The 25,941-nt window shown below is 41.5% G+C and carries 20 protein-coding genes; 11 read left to right on the plus strand and 9 right to left on the minus strand.

Annotated features, from left to right (window positions below):
- Nucleotides 1-143: 143 nt before the first annotated feature.
- The 4 genes from rfbB to rfbA all read left to right on the plus strand — a co-directional run bounded on the left by rfbB (nt 144) and on the right by rfbA (nt 3,548).
- Nucleotides 144-1,199: a dTDP-glucose 4,6-dehydratase gene (gene rfbB, locus K2F45_RS01500; RefSeq protein WP_075990683.1), complete on the plus strand. Its 1,056-nt coding sequence runs from the start codon at nt 144-146 to the stop codon at nt 1,197-1,199.
- Between the two features lie 2 nt (nt 1,200-1,201).
- A complete protein-coding gene (gene rfbC, locus K2F45_RS01505) occupies nt 1,202-1,756 on the plus strand; it encodes a dTDP-4-dehydrorhamnose 3,5-epimerase (RefSeq protein ID WP_248932899.1) in 555 nt (184 codons plus the stop codon).
- 6 nt (nt 1,757-1,762) lie between these two features.
- On the plus strand, nt 1,763-2,617 hold the full coding sequence (gene rfbD / locus K2F45_RS01510; RefSeq protein WP_248932900.1) for a dTDP-4-dehydrorhamnose reductase: 855 nt from the start codon (nt 1,763-1,765) through the stop codon (nt 2,615-2,617).
- A gap of 64 nt (nt 2,618-2,681) precedes the next feature.
- Complete coding sequence (gene rfbA / locus K2F45_RS01515) at nt 2,682-3,548, plus strand: glucose-1-phosphate thymidylyltransferase RfbA (RefSeq protein ID WP_153848318.1); 867 nt, start codon at nt 2,682-2,684, stop codon at nt 3,546-3,548.
- A 34-nt stretch (nt 3,549-3,582) separates the two neighbouring features.
- Here rfbA and K2F45_RS01520 read toward each other — a convergent pair whose 3' ends face one another.
- Nucleotides 3,583-5,517, minus strand: a complete 1,935-nt coding sequence (locus K2F45_RS01520; protein ID WP_248932901.1) for a tetratricopeptide repeat-containing sensor histidine kinase — start codon at nt 5,515-5,517, stop codon at nt 3,583-3,585.
- Nucleotides 5,518-5,889: 372 nt separating this feature from the next.
- Here K2F45_RS01520 and K2F45_RS01525 point away from each other — a divergent pair, with 372 nt between their 5' ends.
- Together K2F45_RS01525 and K2F45_RS01530 are read left to right on the plus strand one after the other, a co-directional pair.
- The gene (locus K2F45_RS01525) at nt 5,890-6,501 is read left to right on the plus strand and encodes a LuxR C-terminal-related transcriptional regulator (protein ID WP_248932902.1); all 612 of its coding nucleotides are present in this window, start codon (nt 5,890-5,892) and stop codon (nt 6,499-6,501) included.
- Between the two features lie 85 nt (nt 6,502-6,586).
- Nucleotides 6,587-9,421 (plus strand): MSCRAMM family protein, encoded by a 2,835-nt coding sequence (locus K2F45_RS01530; protein ID WP_248932903.1) that lies wholly within the window; start codon nt 6,587-6,589, stop codon nt 9,419-9,421.
- On the opposite strand, the gene K2F45_RS01535 is transcribed toward K2F45_RS01530, so the two are convergent.
- The 3 genes from K2F45_RS01535 to K2F45_RS01545 are packed head-to-tail and all read right to left on the minus strand — an operon-like array spanning nt 9,418 to nt 12,162.
- Entirely contained in the window at nt 9,418-10,839 is a 1,422-nt protein-coding gene (locus tag K2F45_RS01535; RefSeq protein WP_248932904.1) for a hypothetical protein, read from the minus strand. The two genes, K2F45_RS01530 and K2F45_RS01535, sit on opposite strands and share 4 nt — an antisense overlap.
- On the minus strand, nt 10,814-11,617 hold the full coding sequence (locus K2F45_RS01540) for a fimbrial biogenesis chaperone (protein WP_248932905.1): 804 nt from the start codon (nt 11,615-11,617) through the stop codon (nt 10,814-10,816). The genes K2F45_RS01535 and K2F45_RS01540 overlap by 26 nt, the downstream gene beginning before the upstream one ends.
- 20 nt (nt 11,618-11,637) lie before the next feature.
- Nucleotides 11,638-12,162, minus strand: a complete 525-nt coding sequence (locus K2F45_RS01545) for a hypothetical protein (RefSeq protein ID WP_248932906.1) — start codon at nt 12,160-12,162, stop codon at nt 11,638-11,640.
- A gap of 215 nt (nt 12,163-12,377) precedes the next feature.
- Between K2F45_RS01545 and K2F45_RS01550 the strand changes: the two genes are divergently transcribed.
- Complete coding sequence (locus K2F45_RS01550) at nt 12,378-13,418, plus strand: acyltransferase family protein (RefSeq protein WP_248932907.1); 1,041 nt, start codon at nt 12,378-12,380, stop codon at nt 13,416-13,418.
- Between the two features lie 92 nt (nt 13,419-13,510).
- Here the strand turns inward: K2F45_RS01550 and K2F45_RS01555 are convergent, their stop codons facing one another.
- Both K2F45_RS01555 and K2F45_RS01560 read right to left on the minus strand, forming a co-directional pair.
- A complete protein-coding gene (locus tag K2F45_RS01555; protein ID WP_248932908.1) occupies nt 13,511-14,860 on the minus strand; it encodes an amidohydrolase in 1,350 nt (449 codons plus the stop codon).
- A gap of 126 nt (nt 14,861-14,986) precedes the next feature.
- A complete protein-coding gene (locus K2F45_RS01560) occupies nt 14,987-15,883 on the minus strand; it encodes a helix-turn-helix domain-containing protein (protein WP_075990694.1) in 897 nt (298 codons plus the stop codon).
- A gap of 415 nt (nt 15,884-16,298) precedes the next feature.
- Here K2F45_RS01560 and K2F45_RS01565 point away from each other — a divergent pair, with 415 nt between their 5' ends.
- From K2F45_RS01565 to K2F45_RS01580, 4 genes are all read left to right on the plus strand, one after another.
- On the plus strand, nt 16,299-19,355 hold the full coding sequence (locus tag K2F45_RS01565; protein ID WP_248932909.1) for a beta-L-arabinofuranosidase domain-containing protein: 3,057 nt from the start codon (nt 16,299-16,301) through the stop codon (nt 19,353-19,355).
- Nucleotides 19,356-19,492: 137 nt separating this feature from the next.
- Complete coding sequence (locus K2F45_RS01570; protein WP_248932910.1) at nt 19,493-20,170, plus strand: response regulator transcription factor; 678 nt, start codon at nt 19,493-19,495, stop codon at nt 20,168-20,170.
- Nucleotides 20,167-21,450, plus strand: coding sequence for a sensor histidine kinase (locus K2F45_RS01575; RefSeq protein WP_248932911.1), 1,284 nt, complete (start codon nt 20,167-20,169; stop codon nt 21,448-21,450). Before K2F45_RS01570 ends, K2F45_RS01575 begins: the two co-directional genes overlap by 4 nt.
- Before the next feature lie 82 nt (nt 21,451-21,532).
- Entirely contained in the window at nt 21,533-21,982 is a 450-nt protein-coding gene (locus tag K2F45_RS01580) for a PepSY-like domain-containing protein (RefSeq protein ID WP_075990698.1), read from the plus strand.
- Between the two features lie 104 nt (nt 21,983-22,086).
- On the opposite strand, the gene K2F45_RS01585 is transcribed toward K2F45_RS01580, so the two are convergent.
- From K2F45_RS01585 to K2F45_RS01595, 3 genes are all read right to left on the minus strand, one after another.
- Nucleotides 22,087-23,106, minus strand: a complete 1,020-nt coding sequence (locus tag K2F45_RS01585; RefSeq protein WP_248932912.1) for a DUF4625 domain-containing protein — start codon at nt 23,104-23,106, stop codon at nt 22,087-22,089.
- Between the two features lie 44 nt (nt 23,107-23,150).
- Nucleotides 23,151-23,627 (minus strand): DUF4625 domain-containing protein, encoded by a 477-nt coding sequence (locus K2F45_RS01590; protein WP_075990700.1) that lies wholly within the window; start codon nt 23,625-23,627, stop codon nt 23,151-23,153.
- 111 nt (nt 23,628-23,738) lie between these two features.
- Complete coding sequence (locus K2F45_RS01595; protein WP_248932913.1) at nt 23,739-25,907, minus strand: TonB-dependent receptor; 2,169 nt, start codon at nt 25,905-25,907, stop codon at nt 23,739-23,741.
- Nucleotides 25,908-25,941: the final 34 nt, after the last annotated feature.

Raw genomic sequence — 25,941 nt, forward strand, 5'->3', positions numbered from 1 at the left:
TCTGAATAGAAGGCTTTTTTTGTTTATTCCATTTACTCATGGATTAAAACTTGTCAATTAACAAAAATCATCCTAATTTTAGCGAACTATTTGGTGAACTCATCATTCGCAGACCAATGGTCTAAATATTCGAAAATCATTATATGAATAAAACAATTTTAATTACTGGGGGAGCAGGCTTTATAGGATCACACGTTGTCCGTGAGTTTGTGTTGAAATATCCTGAATATCAAATTATAAATTTAGATGCTTTGACCTATGCTGGTAATCTGGAGAATTTAAAGGATATAGAGCATTTGCCCAATTACAGTTTTGTTAAGGCGGATATTACGGATCAGCATGCTGTCGCGGCTATTTTTCAGGAATATCAGCCCGACGGTATTATCCACTTGGCTGCGGAGTCGCATGTCGATCGTTCAATTGTCGATCCCATGGCTTTCGTTATGACTAACGTGATTGGTACGGTCAATTTATTGAATGCGGCGAAGACAATTTGGAAGGATAATTTTGAAGGAAAGCGATTTCATCATGTGTCAACAGATGAGGTGTTTGGTGCGCTCGGTGATACCGGATTTTTTACGGAAGAAACAAACTATGATCCCCATTCGCCGTATTCGGCATCTAAAGCAAGTTCAGATCATTTTGTGCGGGCTTACCATGATACCTACGGCCTGCCTATTGTGTTGACAAATTGTTCCAACAATTATGGCCCGAATCATTTCCCAGAGAAATTGATTCCTTTGTGCATTCATAATATTTTAAATCATAAATCACTCCCTGTTTATGGTGATGGAAAATATACCCGCGACTGGTTATATGTGATCGACCATGCAAAAGCCATTGATCTGGTTTTTCATGAAGGGAAAAATGGGGATTCCTATAACGTGGGCGGATTCAATGAATGGCAAAATATAGATCTGATCAAGGAGCTGTGCAAACAAATGGATGAGAAATTGGGGCGTGAAAAGGGCAATTCGGCACAGTTGATCACCTTTGTTAAAGACAGACCGGGGCATGATTTGCGCTACGCCATCGATGCCACAAAGATCAATAAGGAGTTGGGTTGGAAACCTTCGGTAACTTTTGAAGAGGGTTTGTCGCGAACCATAGACTGGTTTTTGGCTAATCAAGAATGGTTGGACCATGTAACATCTGGAGATTATCAAAAATATTATGACAATCAATACAAAGACGCATAAGGATGAGGTATACGGAAACTAAACTAAAAGGCTGTTTTATACTTGAACCGGCTGTGTTTGAAGATGAAAGGGGTTATTTTTTTGAATCATTTAATGAAACGAAATTAACGGCGATACTCGGTTATACACCACACTTTGTGCAGGATAATCAATCTAAATCACAGTTTGGCGTCGTCCGCGGACTACATTTGCAGGCTGGTGAACATGCACAAGCTAAATTGGTCCGTGTTGTTGAGGGAAAAGTGCTGGATGTTGCCGTCGATGTTCGTCCAGGATCCCCCACCTTTGGACAATATGTTGCGGTGGAACTTTCTGCCGAAAATAAACAACAAATGTATATTCCTCGAGGCTTCTTACATGGCTTTTCTGTATTGTCAACGCATGCTGTTTTTTTCTATAAATGTGATAATAACTATCATAAAGAATCAGAAGATGGTATAAATCCCTTAGATCTGGAATTGGCGATAGATTGGCAAATTCCCGCAGAACAAATGATTCTCTCACAAAAAGATCAGGAGGCACAATCCTTTGAAGAGTTGCGTTCGAAACTAATTTAAAACGGGATGCGGATTGTTATAACAGGAGCCTCAGGACAACTTGGCTCAGAGCTAAAGGATCTTTTGCTGGATAATACAGAAAAAGAGTGTTATTTCTTAGATCGGAAGCAATTGCCGTTGGATCAAATACAGATTATACAGGAGATCTTGGGAATGTATCAACCTGATCTCATTATACATGCAGGAGCATATACAGCCGTAGATAAAGCGGAGGAAGATCAGGTGACTCCGAATCTGGTCAATCATTTAGCCTCAGAAGAAATTGCACAGTATTGCCGTCTGCACGATACAAAACTTATTGCTATTTCGACAGATTATGTTTTTGATGGATCTTCTGCTTCTGCTTTAACAGAAACTGCAGAAACCGCCCCCATCAATGTATATGGTCAAACGAAACTAGCCGGAGAACAGGCGATTCAGAAATGGTGCCCCGACGCAATCATTATACGCACCTCTTGGGTATATTCCACCTACGGCAAAAATTTTGTTAAAACCATGTGTCGTTTAATGGATGAGCGTGATGAAGTGGGGGTAATTAACGATCAAATTGGAAGCCCTACTTATGCAGGAGATCTTGCTAGAGCGATATTAAAAATTATAGATTCGCCCGTCTGGGAGCCCGGTATTTATCATTATAGCAATGAAGGTGAAATTTCCTGGTACGACTTTGCTGTAGCGATACGTGATTTCCGATCGTTCGATTGTCAGGTAAAACCGATTCCCACAAGTGCGTACCCCACACCTGCTCGCAGGCCAAAGTATTCGCTACTTGATAAATCAAAAATTAAGAGAATATTTGGCGTGGAAGTGCCGGATTGGAAAATAAGTTTGGGTAATATGCTCGCTGAAGAATTTAAATAATTAGAAAAAATAAGGAGACTTTGTCAATATCGTTGTAAAGTCTTTTTCGTTAAATAACAGTAAAATGAAAGGAATTATATTAGCTGGGGGCTCAGGGACTCGATTACACCCACTTACATTGGCCGTAAGCAAGCAATTGATGCCTGTATATGATAAACCTATGATATACTACCCCTTGTCGACATTGATGCTGGCTGGTATACGGGAGATTTTGATTATATCGACACCGCAAGATTTGCCAAATTTTGAAAAGTTATTGGGGGACGGTTCGCAATTAGGCTGTCGCTTCGAATATAAAGAGCAGCCAAGTCCAGATGGACTGGCGCAAGCATTTTTGCTTGGAGAAGAATTTATCGGTGACGATAAAGTAGCCTTGATTTTAGGCGATAATATCTTTTATGGCTCGGGGCTTTCAAAACTATTGCAGTCATCGGCAGATCCTGATGGCGGGGTAGTTTTTGCCTATCCAGTGCAGGACCCGGAACGATATGGTGTGGTTGAATTTGATGAAGGAAATAACGTTATTTCTATTGAAGAAAAACCACAATTTCCAAAGTCGAATTATGCTGTTCCTGGTGTTTATTTTTATGACAACGAGGTGGTTAAGATTGCTAAAAATATAAAACCTTCTCCTCGCGGTGAGCTCGAGATCACCGATATCAATAAAGAGTATCTTCGCCGGGGCAAATTAAAGGTTGGTATTTTTGATCGTGGCACAGCATGGTTGGATACCGGGACTATACAGTCGCTCATGCAGGCAGGTCAATTTGTGCAAGTAATCGAGGAGCGACAAGGAATGAAAATAGGGGCAATTGAAGAAGTTGCTTACAGAATGGGCTACATTGATGGACAGCAGTTGCTAAAACTTTCTCTACCGCTCTGCAAGTCGGGATATGGAGAGTATTTAAAGCGTATTGTAAAAAGCTTTTAATCATTTATTAGCATTCTGTTTTCTGGGCAGAATGCTATTTTGGTATATGAACGATAAATGTACTTCCAAAACCTTCACTACTTTCAACCGTAATTGAATAACCCATACGGTTTGCGAATTCATGGCAAAGCATTAAGCCGATACCTGATCCCTTTTCTTCAAAAGTGCCTTCTAGACTGTGTTGCTGTTTCTGCATATTTTTAAGTGCGGCGATTTTTCGCTCGTCCATTCCAATTCCCTGATCTGTAATTGAAATAAGTACTCCCCTTTCGCTTTCCCGCTGGTCGAAAATAATAGTCTTACCACTAAAGGAAAACTTAATAGCGTTGTTAAAGATATTGCGAATGATAAATTCAAATCGTTTAACATCACTTTGGATGGTCAATTGAGGGGAAATACGGACGTCTATCGATAAATCTTTTAGATTAATCCGATCGATAAATAATGCCTCACATTCTCTAACAATTTCATAAGGTGAAATTTCCTGTATTTCAAGCTTTTCATTTGCCATTTGTTGTGAAGACCATACGAGCAGGCTGTCGAGCATTTTGGAGGCTGTTGTAACTTGATTGCCTATATTGATTAGCATACTTTTAATTTCGTCTGCTGGGAGTTCGACAATTTTGGATACAGCAAGCAGCGCTTGGAAAGTTGACAAAGGACTTCGAAGGTCATGTGACACAACGGAAAATATACTGGATCGAAATCGATCTGCCTGGATGAGCTCTTCGTGTTGATGCCTGATCTCGGCGGCCTGCTGATCGACTTTCCGTTTCTCTTCACGTAATAATCTATTCTTTTTGATCAGTAACAGTACCATAACGGAGATAATTAGAAGGACAAAAAAGGTGGCTAGCCAAATCAGTTTTATCCAATGGGCTTCTCGTTCTACATTCGCATTTTTCAGTAATAAATTTTTATTTTCAAGCTCTTTCTTGTCGCTTTCATACTTCTCTCGGAGTTCTTCCCGGATACGGACGCGTAAAACCTCAGCGTCTTCGTGAAACTTACGGTCCAAACTATCTTGATCACTTAGAATTAAATGTTCATCCTGCTTTTTGATCGCTTTTGCTATTTTATCGAAATCGCCTTGAAGATCTTCCGTCAGATTTGTGAAGCCGCTTTTTGCGATCACACCTTTGATAAGAGCTACTTCTTTTGCTGCCAGATCAAAACGCTTTTCTTTGACGTAAATATTGGCTCGATTAATACGTGCATAACTTTCACCAACAGGGTCTTTTTTTGTCGTGGTGATGTCAATGGCAAGGTCGGTATAGTACGTACTCCACTCGAGCTTATCTGCCTTGAGATAGAGATAGCTTAGTAAAATATAAGTATTAAAAAGATCAACGTCCGGCGCATTGGCTTTACAGAATTCAACCGTCTTTACTAAGTATTTAATAGCATGGTCTACATCCTTCTTGCTCTCTCCATTCAATGCTTTTTGCGCATATATATTCCCAATATTGGTCGATATATTGGCTCGATTCCTAGTGTCATGAAGTTCCTTTGAAAGGTCTAGCGCGCGTTCGTAGTATTTTAAAGCCTGATCGGGATCATAACTCTTATTAAACACATTTCCTATGTTAAGGTAAGAAAGCATCACCCCCTTCTTATCGTTACGTTCTTCCCGCTTTTTGAGTACGTTGAAATGGGTTTTTACACTTTCATCGAACTTATTTAGCTTCAGATAAATAACACCTTGTAGATTAAGCAGGTCAATTTCCAACGCTGCAAACTTCTTTTCTGAAGCCATATTAAGGCCTTTCGAAACAATTTCCTGGGCTTCTTGGGGATTGCTGCGGTAAATTTCTGAGGCGGTTTTGTAATAAGCCAATACTCGGGTAGAATCGCTGTTTGCCTCTGCAAGTTGTTTGTCTAACTTGTCCCAGCCACTATTTTGGGCGTATGCACAAAAGCTACACAATATTGTTGAAATAACAGTAAATAGGATAGATAGGCGGCTCATTAGAATTTTTTTTCCAAATATAATTAAGTTTTTAGTAAAGTTTAGATCGCTGCCGGTAGCGCTATCAATCGCAGATAATACGATTGTCTTTAATTTTCCAACAAGGAAATTTGAATTTCTAAATAATAAAAATTATATTTATATAAATTGTTTTCAATCTATTTAGTGGCCTTAAGTAAATTATTGTGAAATTCATTTTTAATGTTGTTAATTTCGCTTAGTTGTAAATTTTATTTCGGCTGTTTTTTTTCTTTAGAAACAATTTTAAGAACAGGTTTGTCTATACTACAATAGGTTCATAAGAGTGGGACGAATATAGCGTGAAAGATCAGTTAAGCATATAGTTTTCAATTTAATAAAATGTGAAATATTATGATTACAGTTGGGATAATAGACATGGATGAGCAAGAACGGGTGGAAACAAAAAAAATCATCTCGGAAAAAAATATGGCTGAATCAACAATCCCGATTCATGTACTCTTTGATCTGGATACACTTGCGTCTTCAGGGCGCAATCAAATCCCTGATGTGATGATTGTCGACATTGATCATCAGGATATCTTAATTGTCGAAAGGGTGAAAAGCGTGTTCCCAAGGGCTGAAATACTGGTTCTGACCAATAATTGTGATGTAAGGATGGTACGTAGCTGTTTTAGGCAAGGTGCGGTGGGGTATATGTTGAAGAAAACATGTCTCCAATCTTTAAAAAATGCGATAACAATGACATTGGGAAATGGTTCTTTTATTAGCCCTTTTGTTAATCGCGCTTTGATTGAACAGGCCTTCAGTGCCAAACAATCCGAAAATTTGCTGACTGCGCGCGAGTTGCAGATCGCTAATGGTATTATTGAAGGCCTTAGCTATAAAATGATTGCCCAAAAATATGCAATCTCGTTGGACACGGTACGTATTTATATCAAGCGAATATATAGAAAGTTTCAGATCAATAGTAAAGGTGAACTGATCGCGCAATTGACGGCTTAATAATTCATTACATGAATATGTGACCTCCTAAATTTCGATCTATTTAAATTTAGCCTGATTTTTATAGCTACTTGAATGATATGCTATGCCAATAAGAAGCCTTTTAATTTTTGTGTTTCTTTTCTGCTATACTGCTCTTTTCTCATCCATAGCGAAAAGTCAGCAACGATACGATATTGCCTATCATTTCGAATTCGATACCGTTCGGATCACGCCATCCCAGACATTTTCAAACAAACTAACGATTGTTAACTACACGGATAGAACAATTGAACTAAACCCTGAGTCCAATGATACGAAGGCATTGCAGGGATTGATCAAATTGCCTCCATTAATACAACTGAAGGCATATGAAACGAAAAGCTTTCCCTTGAAATACATGACCGATCGACGGACGATCTCGGATGCGATACAAAAATTTAGCATAGGGTTGAATTCGAAAGACGCTGCTGTAACTATACAGCCCCCTCAAATTTTCTGCACAAAACTGGATGTTCAGACAGCGCTATTGATTCAGTCTGAACAACCCGAGTATTTTATTGATCAGTCAACTGGACAAACGCAATTTTTGGTACGCGTCGTCAATATGGGTTTAATACCGTTTACCTTTCAACTGCAGTTTGTCAACCTTCCTTCGGAACTGGAGGTCGTAGGTGAAACATTGCCAACAACATTGGCAGCAGGAGGGCAGTCATTATTGAGATTTACTGTTCGTATGCGCACAAAGAAAATAGCCACGGATGTAGAACTGACGATGATAGCTATTGAAGCAGGCGGTAAACAACTTGCGACGAGCCGAGTGCGCATCATGACAGTAGGCAGCGTAAAACGGTTCGGTTCGGCCATGAACTTACAGAATCAGCCCTACAGCAATATGGCTGCCTTACGTTATCTCAATATGGGACAGGATATATCGGTGTATCAGCTTCAGGGATATGGTAATCTTGCGCTGAATAAAGAGAGCTCGTTGAGCTATCGCATGAATATGGACTATTTTAGAAACCAACGTGCATTTAATATGTATGATAGTTATTTGAATTATCAAACGGAAAAATGGGGCCTGAAAGCAGGTAATATTTATGAAAATTTGGATCAATATGTTAACGGCCGTGGACTGAGAGCAAACTATAAATTTGATAAGTCGCGTTCGATCAACGTATATGCCGTCCAAAACAATTATTTTCTTTGGAATCAGCTGAATACTTTTTCGCCTGGAGGTGGGGTACTGGGACTTAAGTATGCTATTACATCGGAAAAAAACCAAGAAATTAGCCTGGCTTATTTGCACAGCAAAGACAATTACCGGAATGTCCGGAGTCATCTGCTCAGTGGAAAAGGATACAAAGACTGGTCGGCGAATCAAAATCTCACCTGGGAAGCCGGGACAAGTGTTGAACAGTTGGATGCTGGAGGCCATAAATTCGGATTGGCAGGTGGTGTGAGTTATAACGGAGTCTTCAATGATTTTCAGATTTCAAGTATCAATTATTATAGTTCTCCTTATTATGTAGGGCTTAGACGAGGGCTTCTGCAATCGGATTCACGTATTGTCATTCCATTGGATGAAATCAAAAGTCTCTCGGCTAGAATTAGTTTTATGGATAATCAACCGAAGTATCAGGTTGGGGATAAGAATTACTTTTTTAGTAACAGCAATCGGATTGAAATTTATGAACTTGGATATCGTACAGCTTTTGGGCGATTAAATGTTGATTTGCGGCCCTATTGGATGAAGCAGCGTGCAGATTATCATAGCTGGTTAGGAGTGGGTAGTAATGCTGTCAACTGGAAGTCTAGTTCCGTAAGAACGGTTGCCGATCTTAACTTTTTTACGAAGAAACATCGCTTCTCGCTGCAGACGGACTATGGTTATACGTACAAAAATACAGCTGAAAAGCCCATTGCACCTTTTCATTCATTGCGTGTATCGGGTAACTATGACAATGCACTTGTCGGCTTTAATGCATTTGTTCAGATCAATCCTTATTATTTGAGTGATCTTTTGGCTACCTATACCAATTCTAACTATAGTATGTATTCGCTAGGACCTAATACACACTTTGAGGCATTCGGCCATAATTTACAGGTACAGCTTGCGACCATGTACAGTTATTATGGTTTTTCCCGTAGCAATAATTTGTCCATCAATGGAAATGCGCGCTGGCGAATGAAGGACAACTGGAGTCTCACTGCAGATATTTTTTATACGTTTATCAAAGGGAAATTGCTGTTTATAACAGATCCAATAAATCCACCGCAACCGCAACCCCTGGATCGCTATTCGTTTAACAATACGCAAATTAGAGTGGGAATAGAGAAGAATTTTGGACGTACTGGCAGTTATAAAGGCTATAGCTTACAGCTGACCTGTTTTGACGATAAGAACAACAATGGAATTCGGGATGATGATGAGGTATTTGTAGAATCTGTGTTGATTCGGATCGGAAAAGAAGCTGCCATAACAGATGTAAAGGGGCGGGTCAAGTTTGTTGACATGGAAGCTGGCTCTTTTTCCATTCAAACAGAAAACCATCAAGGTTGGGTTTCTCAGGGACCATCGACGGTTGTACTGACCAGGAACCGGTCTATGGATATTCCACTGATCAAAACCAAAACTGCAAAAGGCAAAATACAATTAATTGCAACTAAATACCTGGAGTCTAAGCCTGATCTGAGTGGTATACGCATTACTGCTATTGACCGTCAGGGAAAGAAATACAATACATTGACCAATGAGGAAGGCGCATATATTTTCTATTTGCCAGTAGGCTTTTATAAGTTGGTCGTTGAATCGGAAGGGATGCCTTTTGTTATTGAAAATTCGAATTGTGAGGTTGAGGTGAAAGCCGAAGGAATCACTGATCTACCGGCCCTGAGATATCAAGATCAAAGGCGCAAAGTTGGCATTAAAAGATTTTAGGGTGCGACAAAGCTATAGATGATATCTGCGGTATAGGTGCCGGCTGGTTTACCCAGAAGATTGCTGGTCTGCGAAGCGGGGATGCTGTACTGCATATCGAGTGTTCGATCGATGACAGGATCGGCATTTTGGATGAGTTGCTGGGCCGTTGTAGACAGGGTAACTGTATTCACTCCGGTCTGACCGGCCATTGGGCCGATACGCAAAACACTTAATGGAATACTGTTGACGCCGGAGGTAAAACTAGAAGATGTGGCCCGTACATACAAGTTGTAAGGCGTGGTTTTACTCAGTTTTATATGGGTGGGCATATTCGTACTAACTCCGTTAACATAATTACTGGTGGTCGTAAAAGGAAGATTAACGGACTGCTGATTTGCGATGATTTCTCCCAGGTCGCTGACCACAACATTCAAACTTCCACTAGCCTGCGCCTGCACCGGAGTTGTAGGGTAGGCTGAAGACAATTTGTTCCAGGTGTAGGTGAGGGGAACAGTGTAGGTTCCGGCTTGTATAAAGTTGCTTTTTAGGAGTGCGGTGCTAATGGCGTACGTATGTGTGATCGAACTGCTGTTATTGGTAGGGACAGCTATTCCGGCAGCGCTTGTAAGTGTTTGATCACTGGTCGACAAAATGGCCGAGGTTGCTGTTGCGACACCACTGAGTGAAGCGCTCACTGTGGAGACAGATGAAGCAGGCGAAGCGTTGTTGGGAAAGGTTGTACTAAAACTAAACTGAGCGCTGCTTGATCGGATACTTGGGACGTAAGGTACGGTGCTTGATACTGGTATAATCTGATTGGTGCTGATCCCATTGGCAGAACGGTAAAAACTAAGATCATTTACAGCTATGCTCGTTGTGCCTATGCTGCTTGGTGGGCTGATAAACCCAGGGATGATAATGGATAGGGTGTAGCTTGTTGGAGAGATTGATCCAGCCAATATACCTTGCGTGTAAAAGCTGACACCATCGGTAAATACCCCCGCGGTCCAGGTTTGGCTTGCCGTAGCAATGCGTGCATTGGCGGTTATCGCGCCCGACGCAACGCTTGCCAATGCCGTATAGAGTAAACCTCCTCCAGTTGATAGGGCAACTTCATTGTTTCCGGTCAGCGCAAGTAATACCAGGCTGCCAATACTCGAAAGTTTCATATGCACTACACTGGCCGGAAAACTTCCACTTGTCGTGCTGGTAAAAGTCGCTGCAGTGGATTTTACAGAAAAAGAAGGAAGTAGGGTGATTACACTGGTATAAGTCCCCACATTGATAGTTGTATTATAGTCGCTTCTAGTTTGTATATTGGATTGCGGTAAGGTGATGGAAGTCGTCTGTGCATAAGTACGATGCCCATAGAAGCTAAATAAGCCTAGGAAGTAAACCGCAAAATTTCGCTTAATATGTAATTTCTTTCTCTGCAATTTTCAAATCATATTGGCTGCCTGCATCTAATATTGCAACGGCAAGATAATGTCCTGCAGCAAGTTTCTCTGGAAGGTCGATTTGCACCCATTGATCCGAGCTAGGGAGCATCGCGATAGCGACGGACTTAATAGGAATTTCCTCTCCCGTTTCTGTATTGGTTAGCTCAAAACGTACATACGCATCCTTGTTAATCTGTCCGGTGTTTTTAACGTGCACATCCATGCGGCGCACGGACTGACCCGTCTGACTCGGAATCAAATGTCTGTCCTCAAAAGCAAGGAATTCCAGGTCTCCAGGATTTAATCCGGAGGGAGTATGGTAAATTTGAATACCGACTTCAATAAGCACGTTCATATTAAGGCCATTTTGCAGTGCGGCTTTTTGTTCTTTCACTTGTGTGAAAAAAAGCATGGTGTTGCTTAGCTGCTGCGGAGCTGGGTTTTTTGGGATCGTCATGGAAAGATTCACCGATTTAGTCTCTCCCGGAGCCAGGCGTACAGTATTTTCTGATAGCGTAAGCCAGGCCGCATTTGATTGCCGTTTTTGACCCGGAGAATAATATTTTTTTACCCCAATAGAATCGCGGTCCCAATCTTTCAGGTTGGCGACAAAATTGAGCTCAGCGTTCGAGGTGTTGCTAAAAGTAATCACCTGAGAAACCGTCTGTCCCGGCTCGCCAGTAAAAAAAATGCGGGATGGAGAAATTGAAATACCCTGTCCATAGATCAGGGTATTACAGATATAAAGGACTAATAGTGTTAAATAATATCTCACGGATAAAATTATCTTTCTAGTTAGCGTTGTGTCGCTGTATAAGTGACTGTTGTACTATAGGCCGATGCGGCTAGATTCAGCAAAGATGCCGGGTTCGAAATCGTATAATCTACGGTGTAAGTTGCTCCTGTAGTGGCGGTCGAATTATTGACCAAAGGTGCTGCTGTTGTGCTGAGTGGTACGTTGTTAACCGGAGTTCCCCCATTGGCTGTAGCTGCTGGAACAGTAACAGTGACAACATTCAATGCTGGTCCGCCTGCCGGTGCAAACGCCGCTGTTGCAGCAACAGTCAAATCATAGGGTTTGTTGCTGACTACGGTGAAGTGTGCTGCCTTCTCTACAGTCTTAGCTCCAGCATAATCCGCTGCTGTTGTATAGTTAAAATTGACAGTTGGAGCGGCTCCCAAGGTGATCGAAATGGCATCTGTCAAGTTGATATTGACGGTGACAGGTTGAGAGGTCGCTGATGGATTTTGTGCTTTCGCCAGCTGGCCGAAACATACAGCGACGGCGATAAAAAGGGCTATTAATAAGGTCTTTTTCATAATTTCCTCGATTTTACGGTATTAAACTCTAGTAAAGTTACTCAGCAACTGCGCTAAATGCAATGCAAACAAGTCACATAATGATGTTATAAAGTTGAGTGATAGCGGCCGCTTTTTATCAGTGTCTTTTAATAATAGCTGTTATAGGACATCTGTTATATAGCAAGTGTATTGCTCCTTAAAATTTTCCGGAAACAGCGTATATTTGCAGCCAAATGTCTGAGTCCAAAAGAATCTATCAAATCGATCTGTTTCGCTTTATCGCAGCATCCGCGGTTGTATTATATCATTATTTATATCGGGGGTATGCAGCCGGAAATATGTCGCTATTGGGTTTCGATGGCGTCGGAGAATATTTTAAATACGGCTACCTGGGCGTAGACTTATTTTTTATCATTAGTGGTTTTGTAATTGCTTTTTCCATCAAACATCTTTCGCTGCGGAAGTTCTGTTATTCCCGCTTCAAGCGCTTGTATCCGATGTATTGGATTTGTTTGCTGTTGACTTTTATCGTTTCTTATTTTTGGGGCGCACCGCGTTATCATGTCACATTTACACAACTATTGGCCAATCTGACTATGGTTCAAAAACTATGGGGACAGGGGGATGTCGATGGCGCTTATTGGTCACTCTATGTGGAGTTGAAATTTTACCTGATCATCGCTTTATTCCTAATTCTAAATCAATTTAAAAAAATAGGTTTAGATTATCTGGTTTATTTTTGGCTGCTATTGTCCAGCCTACGCTTTTTTGTTGGGCCTTCTGAAATTTATGACGCAATCCACGAGTTTTTTTTACTCGACTGGAGTGCGTATTTTATTGCGGGAATTATATTCTGCCAGATTTTTCTGCATGGACCAAAAGTCCAGCATTTTGTCGCTTTACCTTGGTGCTTGTATATTTCCATTGATGGTGCTATAGGTCGGATCCATTGGTTGGAACGTACTTTTCACAGTGATTTTTCCCCTTATATTATTGGTGCGACCATCGTTGCGTTTTACCTGCTCATGTTACTGGTTTCCTGTAAAAAGCTCCAGGCGATCAATTCGTCCAGATTTGTTAAAATCGGCATGTTGACCTATCCGCTGTATTTAATCCATCAACACATCGGCTTTATTATTTTTAATCACCTGTATCTGTATCTGTATCTGAATAAATACCTGCTCCTTTCAGGTGTTATAATTCTTATGCTTGCCCTGGCTTATCTGCTGAGCGATCGGATTGAACCGCGGATCATGAAGCATTTTAAATCATAAACAAAAGGTCCGAAGGTAATGATTACCCCGAACCTTTCTGGTTTTCATAGGAGATGTTTTCTGCCTGAGTCGTTTATTGGCTTGTCTTACGGTTAAAAAACAAGATTTCCTTGATAGATAAGTGATTTTACGGGCGATATCCTTGAAATAGCTTCTGCTGAGCAACTCGCGTCAAGGAATGCAATATCTGCACTGTCTCCGACTTTTGGCCATTGCATATTGCCTTTGTCATCCAATGGAGTAGGGCCTGCGGTAGCAAGTTTCAGCATACGGGATAGTGCATATTCAGTAGCCTGGCCGTATACCTGAGCTGCAAGATTGGCTTTTTGTAGCACGCTGCCTGTTCCGAAAGTATTCCAATGATCTACAATACTGTCATTCCCCGTCATGACTTTAACATTATTTTCCATGAGCGTCGGAATAGGCATAATCAACCCTCCAAATGGGATCGTAGAAACGATACCGATTTGTGCGGCACCCAGTTTCTCGGCCATTTCTTGTTGTTTGGCTTTTTCCAGCCGACCAAGCACAAAACAATGACTGAGATAGGTCTTGCCTTTGAGAACAGGGTTCTCGTTTACCTTATTAATTAAGTATTCTACAGTTTTCAAACCGGATTCTCCAGACTCGTGTAAGTGAATGTCAATTCCTTTGTTGTTATCCAATGCCAGTTGAACCGTAAAATCCATTGTCTTTTCAATAGCGCCATCGATGGAAAAAGGATCGACCCCACCGATAAAATCAATATTGGTTTTAGCCGCTTCCTTGAGATAAGGCGCCGAATCGGTATAGAAGACACCGTGTTGTGGAAAAGCAACCAATTCAGCTCCAAATCCATTTTTCTTGTTTTCAAGTGCCAGTTGCAGATGATGTAAAGAATCTAGTTTGGATGTCGGTTCAATATTGACATGACTACGTGCAAAGGCAGTTCCCTTGGATTGTAACAGTTCAATTAGTTTTTCTGCTTTATGGGTAGAGTTTTTGAGCAGTTCGGGCAAGATTTTCTGTTCAAGAGCAATCATACCCTTTACACCTCCGGGGCCACGTCTTACTGCCTGCCATTTGTCGCCATAATAGGTCTTATCCAGATGGATATGCATATCTTTAAAAGAAGGTAGCATCAAAAGTCCTTTTGCATCGATCGCATCAGCACTGTTGCTGTTGGCACTGATATTTTTGATTTTCCCGTTTGCGATCTGAATGGAAAAAAGACCGGTCTTTGTTGCGGTGACATTACCATCACCATCGTACTCAAATCCGGTTTCCAACAACACGTTTTTCAACGTATAGCTTTTTTTACCTTGGTAGCCGCTCAAAAGTCCTTGATGAACCGCATTATGTTGATTTTCTGCAAATAGCATTCCCGGGATAAATGTTGCACCCGCAAGAGCCAGAGCGGAGTTTCTGATAAATTCCTTGCGTGTAAGGGCCGTTGATTTCATTTGATTTCCTATTATGTTATTTTGTGACCGGAATAAAAAGCCTACCAGTCTTTTACAAAGTTACATAGCTGGCATCCTATTATTGCTGGGAGATTTCTGCCATTCTTTGTGTGATTTATCTTTTTTTCAAGTTGTTTTCAAAGGACTTGGAGTTTCCCCCACATGAATATTTTCTCTAAAGTCACTTGGACTTGCCCCCGTTTGCTGTTTAAAAAAATTCGAAAAATAAGCTTGATCTGCAAAACCCAATTCAAAGGCAATTTCTTTGATGGACCGCTCGGTGCTTTGCAAAAGACGTTTGGCTTCAATGCTGATCCGTTGGTGAATAAGTTGTGTAGCTGATATTTTCAGATGTTTTTTGCACAGTATATTCAGGTAATTGGGCGAAATATGAAGCTTTTCGGCATAAAAAGCGACGAGCTTTTGCTCCCTAAAAAATTCATCAATGAGCATATTGAACTTGGCAAGTCGTGGAACAGACTGATAGACTTTGAATTCAGTGAAGGTAGACTCCGCCTCTCGACTTACAATTGCTGCGATGACTCCCGCTCGGGCAGTTATCAATGGAATAAGTGAATTTTCTCTTTTTAACTCCTGCTTCACAGATTCAAATTCATAATGCAATTGTGCAAAAGCATCTGCGGTAAGATCAATGACGGGATGGTTTTGGTAATTGGTGAATGAAAAGCGAAAGAAAGGGGCGAAGTGCTCAAAAAAAGAGCGTTCAATCATGAGTTGATAGCCTATAGTACCCGCATAGACATGCCATTTGTGCATTTGCCCCGGAAAGAGCACATGAACCTGATGGTCTTTGATGATATGGTCAATCGAATCGATCGTATGGACGCCTGATGCTTTATCGAACAGATTTATGATAAAGAAGTCATGTTTATGCGGTTTGTCGATGAGCCGCTCGCCATGCAGTTCATTAAATAGGAGTTCGTCGCGCCCTGCAGTCTGTTCCTTACGGAAACCATCCAGACTGATCACTGGTGCCCAAATTTTTGAATTTCGTTTATCCATAGTAGATCATATCGAATCTAAAATACAAAATACCGAGGAGTAATCGATCATGGCGAGCTGAGTTTGCGCATGTTTCTATCTTCGTAGCATATTGGCATTTTTACCTCTCCTGGCAGACGGTAGCAGTTGTGGGGCTATGGACGACAGTATACTCGATACACCTTAGTTAAAATCTGGAGAATATCGGCTAAAATAAACCTATGTATAATGATGTAGAGTAATTAATTTTATAAATGTCAAATAGACAGCAATACAGAAAATATTCTTCGACTTTGGAAGCTTATTAATAGGCATTGCTTTTCTTCTTGTTCGTCATCTGTTGAAGACAATCAAGGAAAAGGATACGGTAATAGCTTTCACCTGGCTAGAGGGTGATCTTTAAACAATAAATCATTAGCGAATAAAAGATAGCGATATGAAAAGATATACGATATATTTTGCAGCAATTCTCACAATTTTTATCAAAATGACAGCTGTAGCTGTGGCACAGGGTGGGGATCAGATCCTGGATGGTATTGGAGAGACAGGCATGGTGGCCCGTTACGTCTTTGATGGTGATTTTAAGGATTGGTCGCGCAATGGACTACATGGTAAATTCCAGGGGACAAAAGCGTCATTTGTGTCAGATAAGCAATTTACAAAGGTGCTTTCTCTCGCTGGAGGAAAGGACGATTTTGTCGTACTTCCAGCGCAGGTACTCGCTGATCTCGAGTCGATCAGCATTACAGGTTGGATATATTTGCGTGCAGCGCAGTCTGGCCAGTATTTATTCGATTTTGGACAAGATATCGCCAGGCATTTTGCTGGAACACCAACAGGTACAGCGCTACAAAATGGCTATATAGGGATAATCGCGCAAAAGAAGGCCGAAGTAAAAAATGCGGTCTCTTCGGCAGTGCCTTTAAACAAATGGGTGCACTTGGCCATTGTAGTTGATATTGCTACAGGGGCTATGCAAACATATTTAGATGGTATGCCCGCTGGAGAAGTTAAAGATATCCCACAGGAGTTGACCGAGGTTTTTGGACAGACAGGTAGTAAGAGGACACTATACATTGGAAAATCCCTGTTGGGTGGAAATGTAAGTTTAAATGCACTGTTGCATGATTTTCGCATTTATCGGGTGCCACTGAATCAAAACCAGATCGGCATGGTGTACAGAAATGCGCTGAAAGGTGTGCGTGAAGATGTTGCTTCTAAAGGTAAGGCTGAGGATGACCTACCGCGATTTCCAATGAATAAAGCTGAGCTTTATAATGCCTTCTTAACCGGAGTTGCAGATGTCACGGTAGAAACAGCGGTAGGCGAGCTGCCACGATTGCCGAGTTTTGTCGTCGGTACATATAAAGACGGTATTGTGGGACCAAAAGTGCGTGTGTTGTGGCCTGCACCAACCGACAATAGTGCCGTCGCGCAGCAAACAGCTTACACCGTCACGGGACGTATTCCCGGGACTGATCTGAAACCCAAAGCCATCATTACAGTTAAAGGGAAGGTAAAGTCAAATATGCCTAGCTTAAAATTGGACGCATTTCACTTGGATCAGGTTTCCCTTAATACGGATGTAAAGCAGCATCAAACGAAGTTTATTGAAAATCGCAATAAATTCATTGATACATTGGCAAAATCGGATCCTAATTCATTCCTCTATATGTTTCGACACGCGTTTGGGCAAAAACAACCGATCGGTGCGCAACCTTTGGAGGTATGGGACAGTCAGGATATCAAGCTGCGCGGTCATGCTACAGGACATTACCTGACGGCAATTGCACAAGCTTATGCGAGTACAGGGTACGATAAGGTACTCCAGTCAAAATTTTTGGGGAAGATGGATACCATGGTCAACGTGCTTTATTCCTTGTCAAAGTTGTCGGGTACGCCGAGACAAGCGGGACAGGCTTCTATTGCGGATCCTGCTGCGGTGCCATATGGTCCCGGTAAATCAGCTTATGATTCTGACCTGAGTGACGAAGGAATCCGTACAGATTATTGGAACTGGGGACTTGGCTTTATCAGTGCCTATCCCCCGGATCAGTTTATTATGCTTGAACATGGCGCAAAATATGGCGGGCAGAAGAACCAGGTTTGGGCACCTTATTATACGCTGCATAAAATCCTGGCCGGCCTGATGGATGTTTATGAGGTAAGTGGAAATAAAAAAGCATTGGAGATCGCACAGGGAATGGGCAATTGGGTGTATACACGTTTAAATAAAGTCCCAACAGAGACATTAATCAAAATGTGGAATACGTATATCGCAGGTGAATTTGGTGGAATGAATGAAGTGATGGCGAGGTTATATCGTATAACGGGTGAAGAGAACTATTTAAAAACCGCCCGCTTATTTGACAATATTGATATGTTCTACGGCAATGCCGCGCACACACATGGACTTGCCAAAAATGTAGATACTTTTAGGGGCTTACATGCCAATCAGCATATTCCTCAAATTGTGGGCAGTATGGAGTTATACCGGGTGTCCAATGAGCCCCAATATTATAAAATTGCCGACAACTTTTGGTATAAGGCCACCAACGATTATATGTATAGTATCGGTGGTGTGGCTGGGGCCAGAAATCCGGCCAATGCGGAATGTTTTATTAGCCAGCCGGCAACATTATATGAAAATGGATTTTCTGCAGGCGGGCAGAACGAAACCTGTGCAACCTACAACATCCTGAAATTGACAAGTGACTTGTTTATGTTCGATCAGCGCGCAGAGTTGATGGATTATTATGAACGTGGATTATACAATCATATCTTAGCTTCTGTTGCAGAAAATAGTCCAGCAAACACGTATCATGTGCCTTTACGCGCAGGATCTATTAAGCAGTTTGGAAATGCTGATATGAAAGGCTTTACCTGCTGTAATGGTACGGCTATTGAGAGCAGTACTAAATTGCAGAATACAATCTATTTTAAAAGCAAAGATGACCAGTCGCTGTATGTCAATCTGTATATTCCTTCTACCTTACATTGGACGGAACGCGGAATCAGCGTCGAGCAACAAACCAGTTTTCCGAAAGCGGATCAAACAGCGCTGACCATACGGGGGAATGGCAAATTTGAACTTCATGTGCGCGTGCCAAGCTGGGCAACAAAGGGATTTTTTGTTGCAATAAATGGAGTCGATCAAAAAATTAAAGCTGAGCCGGGTACTTACCTAACCTTAAACCGTACCTGGAAAGATGGGGATGTGATCAACCTCAAAATGCCATTTCAGTTTCATCTGGACCCGGTTATGGATCAGCCCAATATTGCAAGTCTGTTTTATGGGCCAATCTTATTGGCAGCCCAGGAACCTGCAGCAAGAAAAGACTGGCGTAAAGTAACTTTAGATGCAAAGGATATTGCTAAATCTATTAAAGGGAATCCCGAAACATTGGAGTTTTACATTGATGATGTACTTTATAAACCTTTTTATGATACTTACGGACGTCATTCGGTTTACCTGGATGTCAGCTTAAAATAGGAAGCTAGCAGTGTATTCCTAAATCTTTCCCAAATTCAAGGTACCTTTGTCATAAACAATTGTGTATGTAAATTGTCATTTAGCATGGACAGATTACTATTGTTTACACAAGTTTTCCTCTAAATAGAATTAAGAAGATGAAAATATTGGTTATTGAAGACGAAGCGGATTTAAGGGAAATTGTGAAGGCATCTTTACTTAAGGAAGAATATACGGTAGAAACTGCCGGTGATTATGGATCAGCCCTTGAGAAAGTCGCTGTTTATGATTACGATTGTATCCTGCTTGACATCATGCTGCCTGGAGGTAATGGTTTGCAGATTCTCAATCAGCTCAAAAATGAGGGTAAGTCCGATAATGTGATCATTATCTCCGCAAAGGATTCTTTGGACGATAAGCTAAAGGGACTCGAACTTGGAGCCGATGACTATTTGACAAAACCCTTTCATATTGCTGAGCTGAATGCACGGATTAAAGCCGTGTTACGAAGGAAACAATGGGAAGGTAAGCATACATTGGAAATGGGAAACATCGTGTTGGACCTCAATGAACGCTGCTTATTTATTGGACAGGAGCCTGTGCCGTTAAATCGGAAAGAGTTCGATATGCTCAACTACTTCTTATTGAACAAAAATAGACTGGTCAGCAAAAGTGCGCTGGCAGAACATGTATGGGGTGATAATACGGACCAGGCGGATAATCTTGATTTCATCTATTCACAGATAAAAAACTTGCGCAAAAAATTCTTGGCTAGTCATGCTGATGTGGATTTTGAAGCGGTATATGGAATCGGTTATAAACTTGTCGAAAAATGAGATTAGCCAACCAAACACTAAAGTATCTTTCTATCTCCGTGTTGGTGGTCATCGCCCTCTGGTCAACAGTGTTCTATCTATTTATGCTGGAGGTGATCCACGATAATATCGACGAAGAACTCGAAAACCAAAAACGGCTCATTATCCAGGAACTTTCCAGCAATCCTACCGTAGCCCCAGATTTAGAGTTTGGGATAAATAACTATAAGGTACGCCAGATCTCCGAAGAACAAGCTCTTAAGATGCAAAACGTTTATAAGGACACCATGTTGTATATGCAGGACGATGATGATCCCGAACCGGAGCTGGAACCAGTCCGAATGTTGACGACAGCATTTGAACATCAAGGACATTATTATGAACTTTCGATCATCAATTCTATGATCGAAGAAAGCGATCTAATTAAGAATCTCTTTTATTCTGTTGTTATTTTATTTGTTTTGTTGGTCATCAGTATCGTATCCATCAATAAAGTCGTAATAGAACGTTTATGGGGACCATTATATACGTTCTTGGATCAGTTGACACGGTTTCGTTTAGGCAAAACCAAGGAGAAGCCTACTATGGATACGCAGATCCAGGAATTTAAAGATCTACAGCTTGCTGTGGCTACCTTAATTCGCCATAACGAGGAAAGCTATGAACAGCAAAAACAGTTTATTGGCAATGCTTCGCATGAATTACAGACACCGTTGGCCATTATGATCAACAAATTGGAAATCATGGCGGAAACAGAGGGGATGAACCAGGAACAGTCAGAGACTGTCGCAGCAGTATTAGCAACTGCCGAGCGGCTTGTGCGCCTCAATAAATCCTTGTTGCTGTTGAGTAAAATTGAGAATAAACAATTTTTGCACAATGAGGATCTTTCGTTCAATACGCTTGTACTAAATATTGTGGCGGAGTTTGAGGCTATTGCTGAATTTAAACAGGTAAAAATCAATGTTGTACAAGAAGATCAGCTGACTGTACAAATGGATGGTGCTTTGGCAAATATAGTGGTATCAAATCTCCTACGAAATGCTTTGTTCCACAATAGATTAGGTGGCGAGGTGAATATCCATATAACGAACAAAAGGCTTACCGTGTCCAATACGAGTACACATGCAGCGTTGGATGCTAACCTGGTATTCTCCCGTTTTTATAAATCAGATGCAGCATCCAAAGGTACTGGCTTGGGTCTGGCCATTGTGCAGGCCATCTGTCACCTCTATGGTTTTGCAATCGTCTACCATTATGAAAACAATCAGCATAGCTTTCAGCTCAATATGTTCCCTTAGAAAATATAGCAGGAGAAGGTAAGTGTTCCCAAATCTTTACAGATTCGCTTTTTTACTTTGTAGTACACTTAAAAATAGAATCATGAATTGTAAATTAATCTGGAGTGCTTTCGTACTTGCACTGACAACAACAGGAGCTATTGCTCAGGATATACCACAAAGTCAAGTTCCCGCTGTCGTGGTGAATAGTTTCCAACAGAAATTTCCAAAAGCCAAAAAAGTAGATTGGGAATTGAAGGGGAATGTTTATGAAGCGGAGTTTGAAACGGGCTTATTTGGCATTGACCAGGAAGCTTGGTTTCAGCATAACGGAAAACTTTTGCGCTACAAGACTGAAATAAACAAAAGAGAACTACCGAAGAGTGTGCTGGACCGGGTGAAAAGAGATTTTCCGGGATATCGCATTGAAGACGCAAAAAAGATTACCGCCGAGCAGAAAGTGAGCTATGCGTTTGAAGTGAAAAGTCGAAAAGAGGAGTGGAAGTTGGTACTCGATCCACAGGGAAATGTTCTTACGAAAGTAAGGGACTAAGCAGATATTTCTGTATAAATAAAACCTTCATGATTTTACACGCACTCATAGCGGCGAAATCATGAAGGTTCTTTTGGGCAAGTAAACTGAGTTTATTGCGCTAACTAATCTTCTCCTTCCTCTGCGTGGATTTCAAAAGATAGCTTTATGAGATCTTGACCAGCAAACTTAGTGGCATAATCCGATAAGTTCCAGTCAGTACGGGTAACTTTTGCCTTTGTGCTGGCATCATTAAACTTGCGAAGTATAAAGAATACATTTTTCTCGCCTTCATTATCTTTTCCTGCCGTAAAATAAGTGATAATCCCTGTCGTCTCCGTTGCTCCGTTGACTGCAGAGCCATCACCATAGGTCGTTTCTTTCGTTTGAAAGATCGCACCATTTCCTGTACTGCTATTCGGATTTAAAACAAAAGAACCACCCGTAAGGAATGCTTTGTAGTAATCTGCAGTTGCTTTATTGCTGATGTATTGGCCCTGAATTTCTTTTGAAGAAGCATCAAATTGTTTTAATTCAATTTTATAGATGCCTGCAGGATTGAGGTGAGCATGTCCTCCAGCCAATGCTGTCCCCTTCTCATCAAAGCTGATAGCAATTGGTTCTACCTTTTCTTTCTCGGCAAGATCATGGAAATGGTCTCCATGTGCTTCGCCGGCTACTTCCGTAAATACAAGCTTATAAGCAACTTTGGCATCTGAACCTTGTATAGTCAACGGTGATTCAGCTGTAGTCGCATTTCCGGCTTTGTCGGTTACCGTAAAATGAAAATGATATGCCCCAGCTGGAGCATCAGCAGGGACATCGATGTGTTCATGAAATGTTGCATTTTTCACGCCAATGTATTTTCCATCCGTATAGGCTTTTGTAAACTTATACTGACCGCCACCTTCTTGATGAACCTCAATTTCGATTTTAGCAATCAGTGCTTCGGCAACAATATCGCCTTCAAGATGTAGATCTGATCCCGCTTGGACAGTTTTGTTATTGCCACTGCCGATTTCAAGTGTGCCTATCTGGGGCTTTGCAAGTGCTGGAATTTCTTCGTTATCTTTCTTACAGGACGATAGGAAGCCTAAAAGAATTGTACTTAACAGGAAGAAGAAGCGAATGTTTCTAGTTTTCATGTAAAATGGATTTAATTAAATTGAGTTGATAAATATGTATGGTATTACTCGAGTATACGGATGCTGATTCCCTTCTGGCTGCTCCATCCCGCCAGGTCAGTCACCTGAATCATAAAGTGATAATTACCCGGATCGATATCTGCTGGCACATCGATTTTTAATTCGGCATCATATTGCTGTGGCTGCCCCGGAATATTGACTGTCTTGACCAAGGTGAAGGGCTTGATGGGAGTTTTGATCGCTTCAACCGTGCATTCGCCGATTTCTGTACTATGCGAATGATGGTCAAAATTATGGTGTACGTCGATGCTATAGCTCCCGAGTGCTACATTATCAGATAGCTTACTGTGGAAAGTAAAACTTGTGCCTCGTTTAATTGTGCTACATTGTTTTGGGAAAGCCGTTTCCGAATCGATGGCGATGGTAGGTTTTTCGGTATCAATGCTTTCCTTATCTTTCTTACAGGCAACAGTCATGGCAAGTAACACTGTAATAAGTGTGTATTTTTGAAGTGTTTTCATATATAAATTTTATTCATTCGTGTATGTGTTAAGCGATATTCATAAGCTTGCGATGCTCGTATATTGCTCAACGGTTGTTTATCGGGAGCAAAGGGTTTCGTTTTAATAATCTTATGATCGGGACTGTTTCCCAAAGGGAACTCCAATGGATAGGATAAAATTCCTTCCCTGTTCAGGCAAAGAGATCAGCCGATAAAAGCTGGTATGATCCATATATTTCTTGTCAAATAGATTTTGAACCTGTAAGCGTAATTGGAGGACAGATCCCGAAAATCGGAGTTGTGTTCCTGCTCGAAAGTTGAATACCTGATAAGCTGCTGTGGACTCTTCTGGTGGAACAACTTGATGTTGCGCTGCTGTCCATTTGCAATCGACGGAAAGGTAGGTCTCTTTAAAATGTTTGCTATTTTTTGCTGTCCAGCTGATGTCCATCAAAGCTGAAGGTGCCGGAGAGAAAGGAAGTGTATATCCTTTCTTTGCACCCGATAGTTGTTCCGATCGAACATATTCACCCAATAATTCTACTTTCCATTGTTTCAAAGGCTGATAGCTGAGCTTCAATTCTGCTCCATAACGGCGAACACGGCTTTCCATATATTCAAAGATTTGATTGCCGGCACCATAATATTGATCGTAGCTTGACGTGGGATTGAGATAGATATAATTGGAAAAATAATTAAAGAATGGTGTAAAGGCGACAAAGACTTTTCTGGGACTCCAGGTCAAGGATAAATCCAGCTGGTAGGACTGTTCGGGAGACAATGATTGATTGCCTCTTTCATAACTGAAGTAGTGATAGTTGACACCATTAGCGCCGAGCTCCTGTGCAATGGGGGCCCTGAAACTTTTTCCTGCATTGATTTTTGTTTCCAGATCTCCGAATTGATGTGCCGCTCCTATAGACCAAACCAGACTATTGAAACGGCGACTGAGCGCCGAAGCCCGGACTATTCTGCCCGACTGATTATCTTCCAGCTGTGATTCGAACCAATCCTGATACGGTGAGGTCTGAATATGGCTGTAATCGTAACGCAATGCCCCATATAGCATGGTTTCGTCCGCGAGCTTGTATTGATCGTAAACGAATAGGCCCATTGCCTTTTGGCTAAAAGTGGGGATGAGAAAGCTCCAACCATCAATCCGGTTATCCTGGTACTCTCCATTTGCACCAATGGTAAGTCGATGTGTGGCCAACTCAAATTGGTCTTTTACAGTGATACTATAGACCTGTTTGTCATATAACCTTTCCAAATTGATTGGGATAGTCATATCTTTTGGATAAACAGGTGGCATATAACCATGCGCGGTGTAATTGTTATATTCTTGCCGGTAATTTTTCTGATAGCCCAGGTCTATCCAAAGCTTATGCTTATCCAGATCGATAAAGTTGCGGTTAATAAGTTTCAGGTGATTGACCGTCTGGCTTGGGAAACCAATGTCACGACTGGATTTGTCATAAAGTGCTGTATCTACCCCCCTTGGTTCCAAGCCGTGCGCATTGGCAAAGAAGCCAAACTTTGTATGATAATTAATCAGGTAGAAAATCGAAGAAAAACGATCCGATAGATATCCACCGCGTAGTTGAAAATGTGTCTCTCGTCCCGCAGTGTTGCGAACATGCCGATCTTTCAGGCGTACCGCATAATTGTAAACATAGACTGTATCTGTGGGGACACGGTAATCGCCATATTCTAGATGCGTGAATCCTCCTCCAAATACCCAATTCCCTTTTCGGCCCTGTGCTTGTAGCGATCCGCCAAAAGTAGCGTTGTTTGACTTTGTCAATAGGTTAAACTGCCCTTTAAAACCTGTCTCCTGTAGTTCCGCTGGCGGTGATAGCCGAATGACACCGCCAATGGCATCTGAACCATACATAAATGAGCTGGACCCCTTTAGTACCTCGGCACTTCCCACACTGAATTGATCGATTTCCAATCCATGATCCAGTCCCCACTGCTGGCCTTCATGTTTAATGCCATTTTCTACCGTGGCCACACGATTAAATCCGAGCCCTCTAATCTGCGGTTTAGACTGATTGGCTCCTATGCCTATGGCACTGACACCGGGAAGTCTGCTTAATGTCTGCATTAAACTACCTGCCTGGTATTTTTGTATAGAGTCGGCAGTCAATAGTTGGATCGATAATGCTCCTTCTGCTGCCCGGCGATAACGTCGCCCTCCAACTTTTACTTCTTCAAGCTCGATACTCTTCTCCTGTCCATAACATGGGAAAAATAGCTGTTGTGCTGCGATAAGTGAAAAAATGATATACCTATTCATCTATGTGGATTCGATTCGTAAAGCGTAATCAGTA

It is taken from the genome of Sphingobacterium siyangense, assembly GCF_023277505.1.
Taxonomy (GTDB): Bacteria; Bacteroidota; Bacteroidia; order Sphingobacteriales; family Sphingobacteriaceae; genus Sphingobacterium; species Sphingobacterium siyangense.

Bases quoted from the DNA above. Each gene is read 5' to 3' on its own strand.
- K2F45_RS01520 (WP_248932901.1), bottom strand. From the start codon at position 5,517: ATGAGCCGCCTATCTATCCTATTTACTGTTATTTCAACAATATTGTGT.
- K2F45_RS01545 (WP_248932906.1), bottom strand. From the start codon at position 12,162: ATGAAAAAGACCTTATTAATAGCCCTTTTTATCGCCGTCGCTGTATGT.
- K2F45_RS01565 (WP_248932909.1), top strand. From the start codon at position 16,299: ATGAAAAGATATACGATATATTTTGCAGCAATTCTCACAATTTTTATC.
- rfbB (WP_075990683.1), top strand. From the start codon at position 144: ATGAATAAAACAATTTTAATTACTGGGGGAGCAGGCTTTATAGGATCA.
- K2F45_RS01595 (WP_248932913.1), bottom strand. From the start codon at position 25,907: ATGAATAGGTATATCATTTTTTCACTTATCGCAGCACAACAGCTATTT.
- K2F45_RS01575 (WP_248932911.1), top strand. From the start codon at position 20,167: ATGAGATTAGCCAACCAAACACTAAAGTATCTTTCTATCTCCGTGTTG.
- K2F45_RS01570 (WP_248932910.1), top strand. From the start codon at position 19,493: ATGAAAATATTGGTTATTGAAGACGAAGCGGATTTAAGGGAAATTGTG.
- rfbA (WP_153848318.1), top strand. From the start codon at position 2,682: ATGAAAGGAATTATATTAGCTGGGGGCTCAGGGACTCGATTACACCCA.
- K2F45_RS01555 (WP_248932908.1), bottom strand. From the start codon at position 14,860: ATGAAATCAACGGCCCTTACACGCAAGGAATTTATCAGAAACTCCGCT.
- K2F45_RS01585 (WP_248932912.1), bottom strand. From the start codon at position 23,106: ATGAAAACTAGAAACATTCGCTTCTTCTTCCTGTTAAGTACAATTCTT.
- K2F45_RS01590 (WP_075990700.1), bottom strand. From the start codon at position 23,627: ATGAAAACACTTCAAAAATACACACTTATTACAGTGTTACTTGCCATG.
- K2F45_RS01560 (WP_075990694.1), bottom strand. From the start codon at position 15,883: ATGGATAAACGAAATTCAAAAATTTGGGCACCAGTGATCAGTCTGGAT.
- K2F45_RS01580 (WP_075990698.1), top strand. From the start codon at position 21,533: ATGAATTGTAAATTAATCTGGAGTGCTTTCGTACTTGCACTGACAACA.
- K2F45_RS01530 (WP_248932903.1), top strand. From the start codon at position 6,587: ATGCCAATAAGAAGCCTTTTAATTTTTGTGTTTCTTTTCTGCTATACT.
- K2F45_RS01525 (WP_248932902.1), top strand. From the start codon at position 5,890: ATGATTACAGTTGGGATAATAGACATGGATGAGCAAGAACGGGTGGAA.
- K2F45_RS01550 (WP_248932907.1), top strand. From the start codon at position 12,378: ATGTCTGAGTCCAAAAGAATCTATCAAATCGATCTGTTTCGCTTTATC.
- rfbC (WP_248932899.1), top strand. From the start codon at position 1,202: ATGAGGTATACGGAAACTAAACTAAAAGGCTGTTTTATACTTGAACCG.
- rfbD (WP_248932900.1), top strand. From the start codon at position 1,763: ATGCGGATTGTTATAACAGGAGCCTCAGGACAACTTGGCTCAGAGCTA.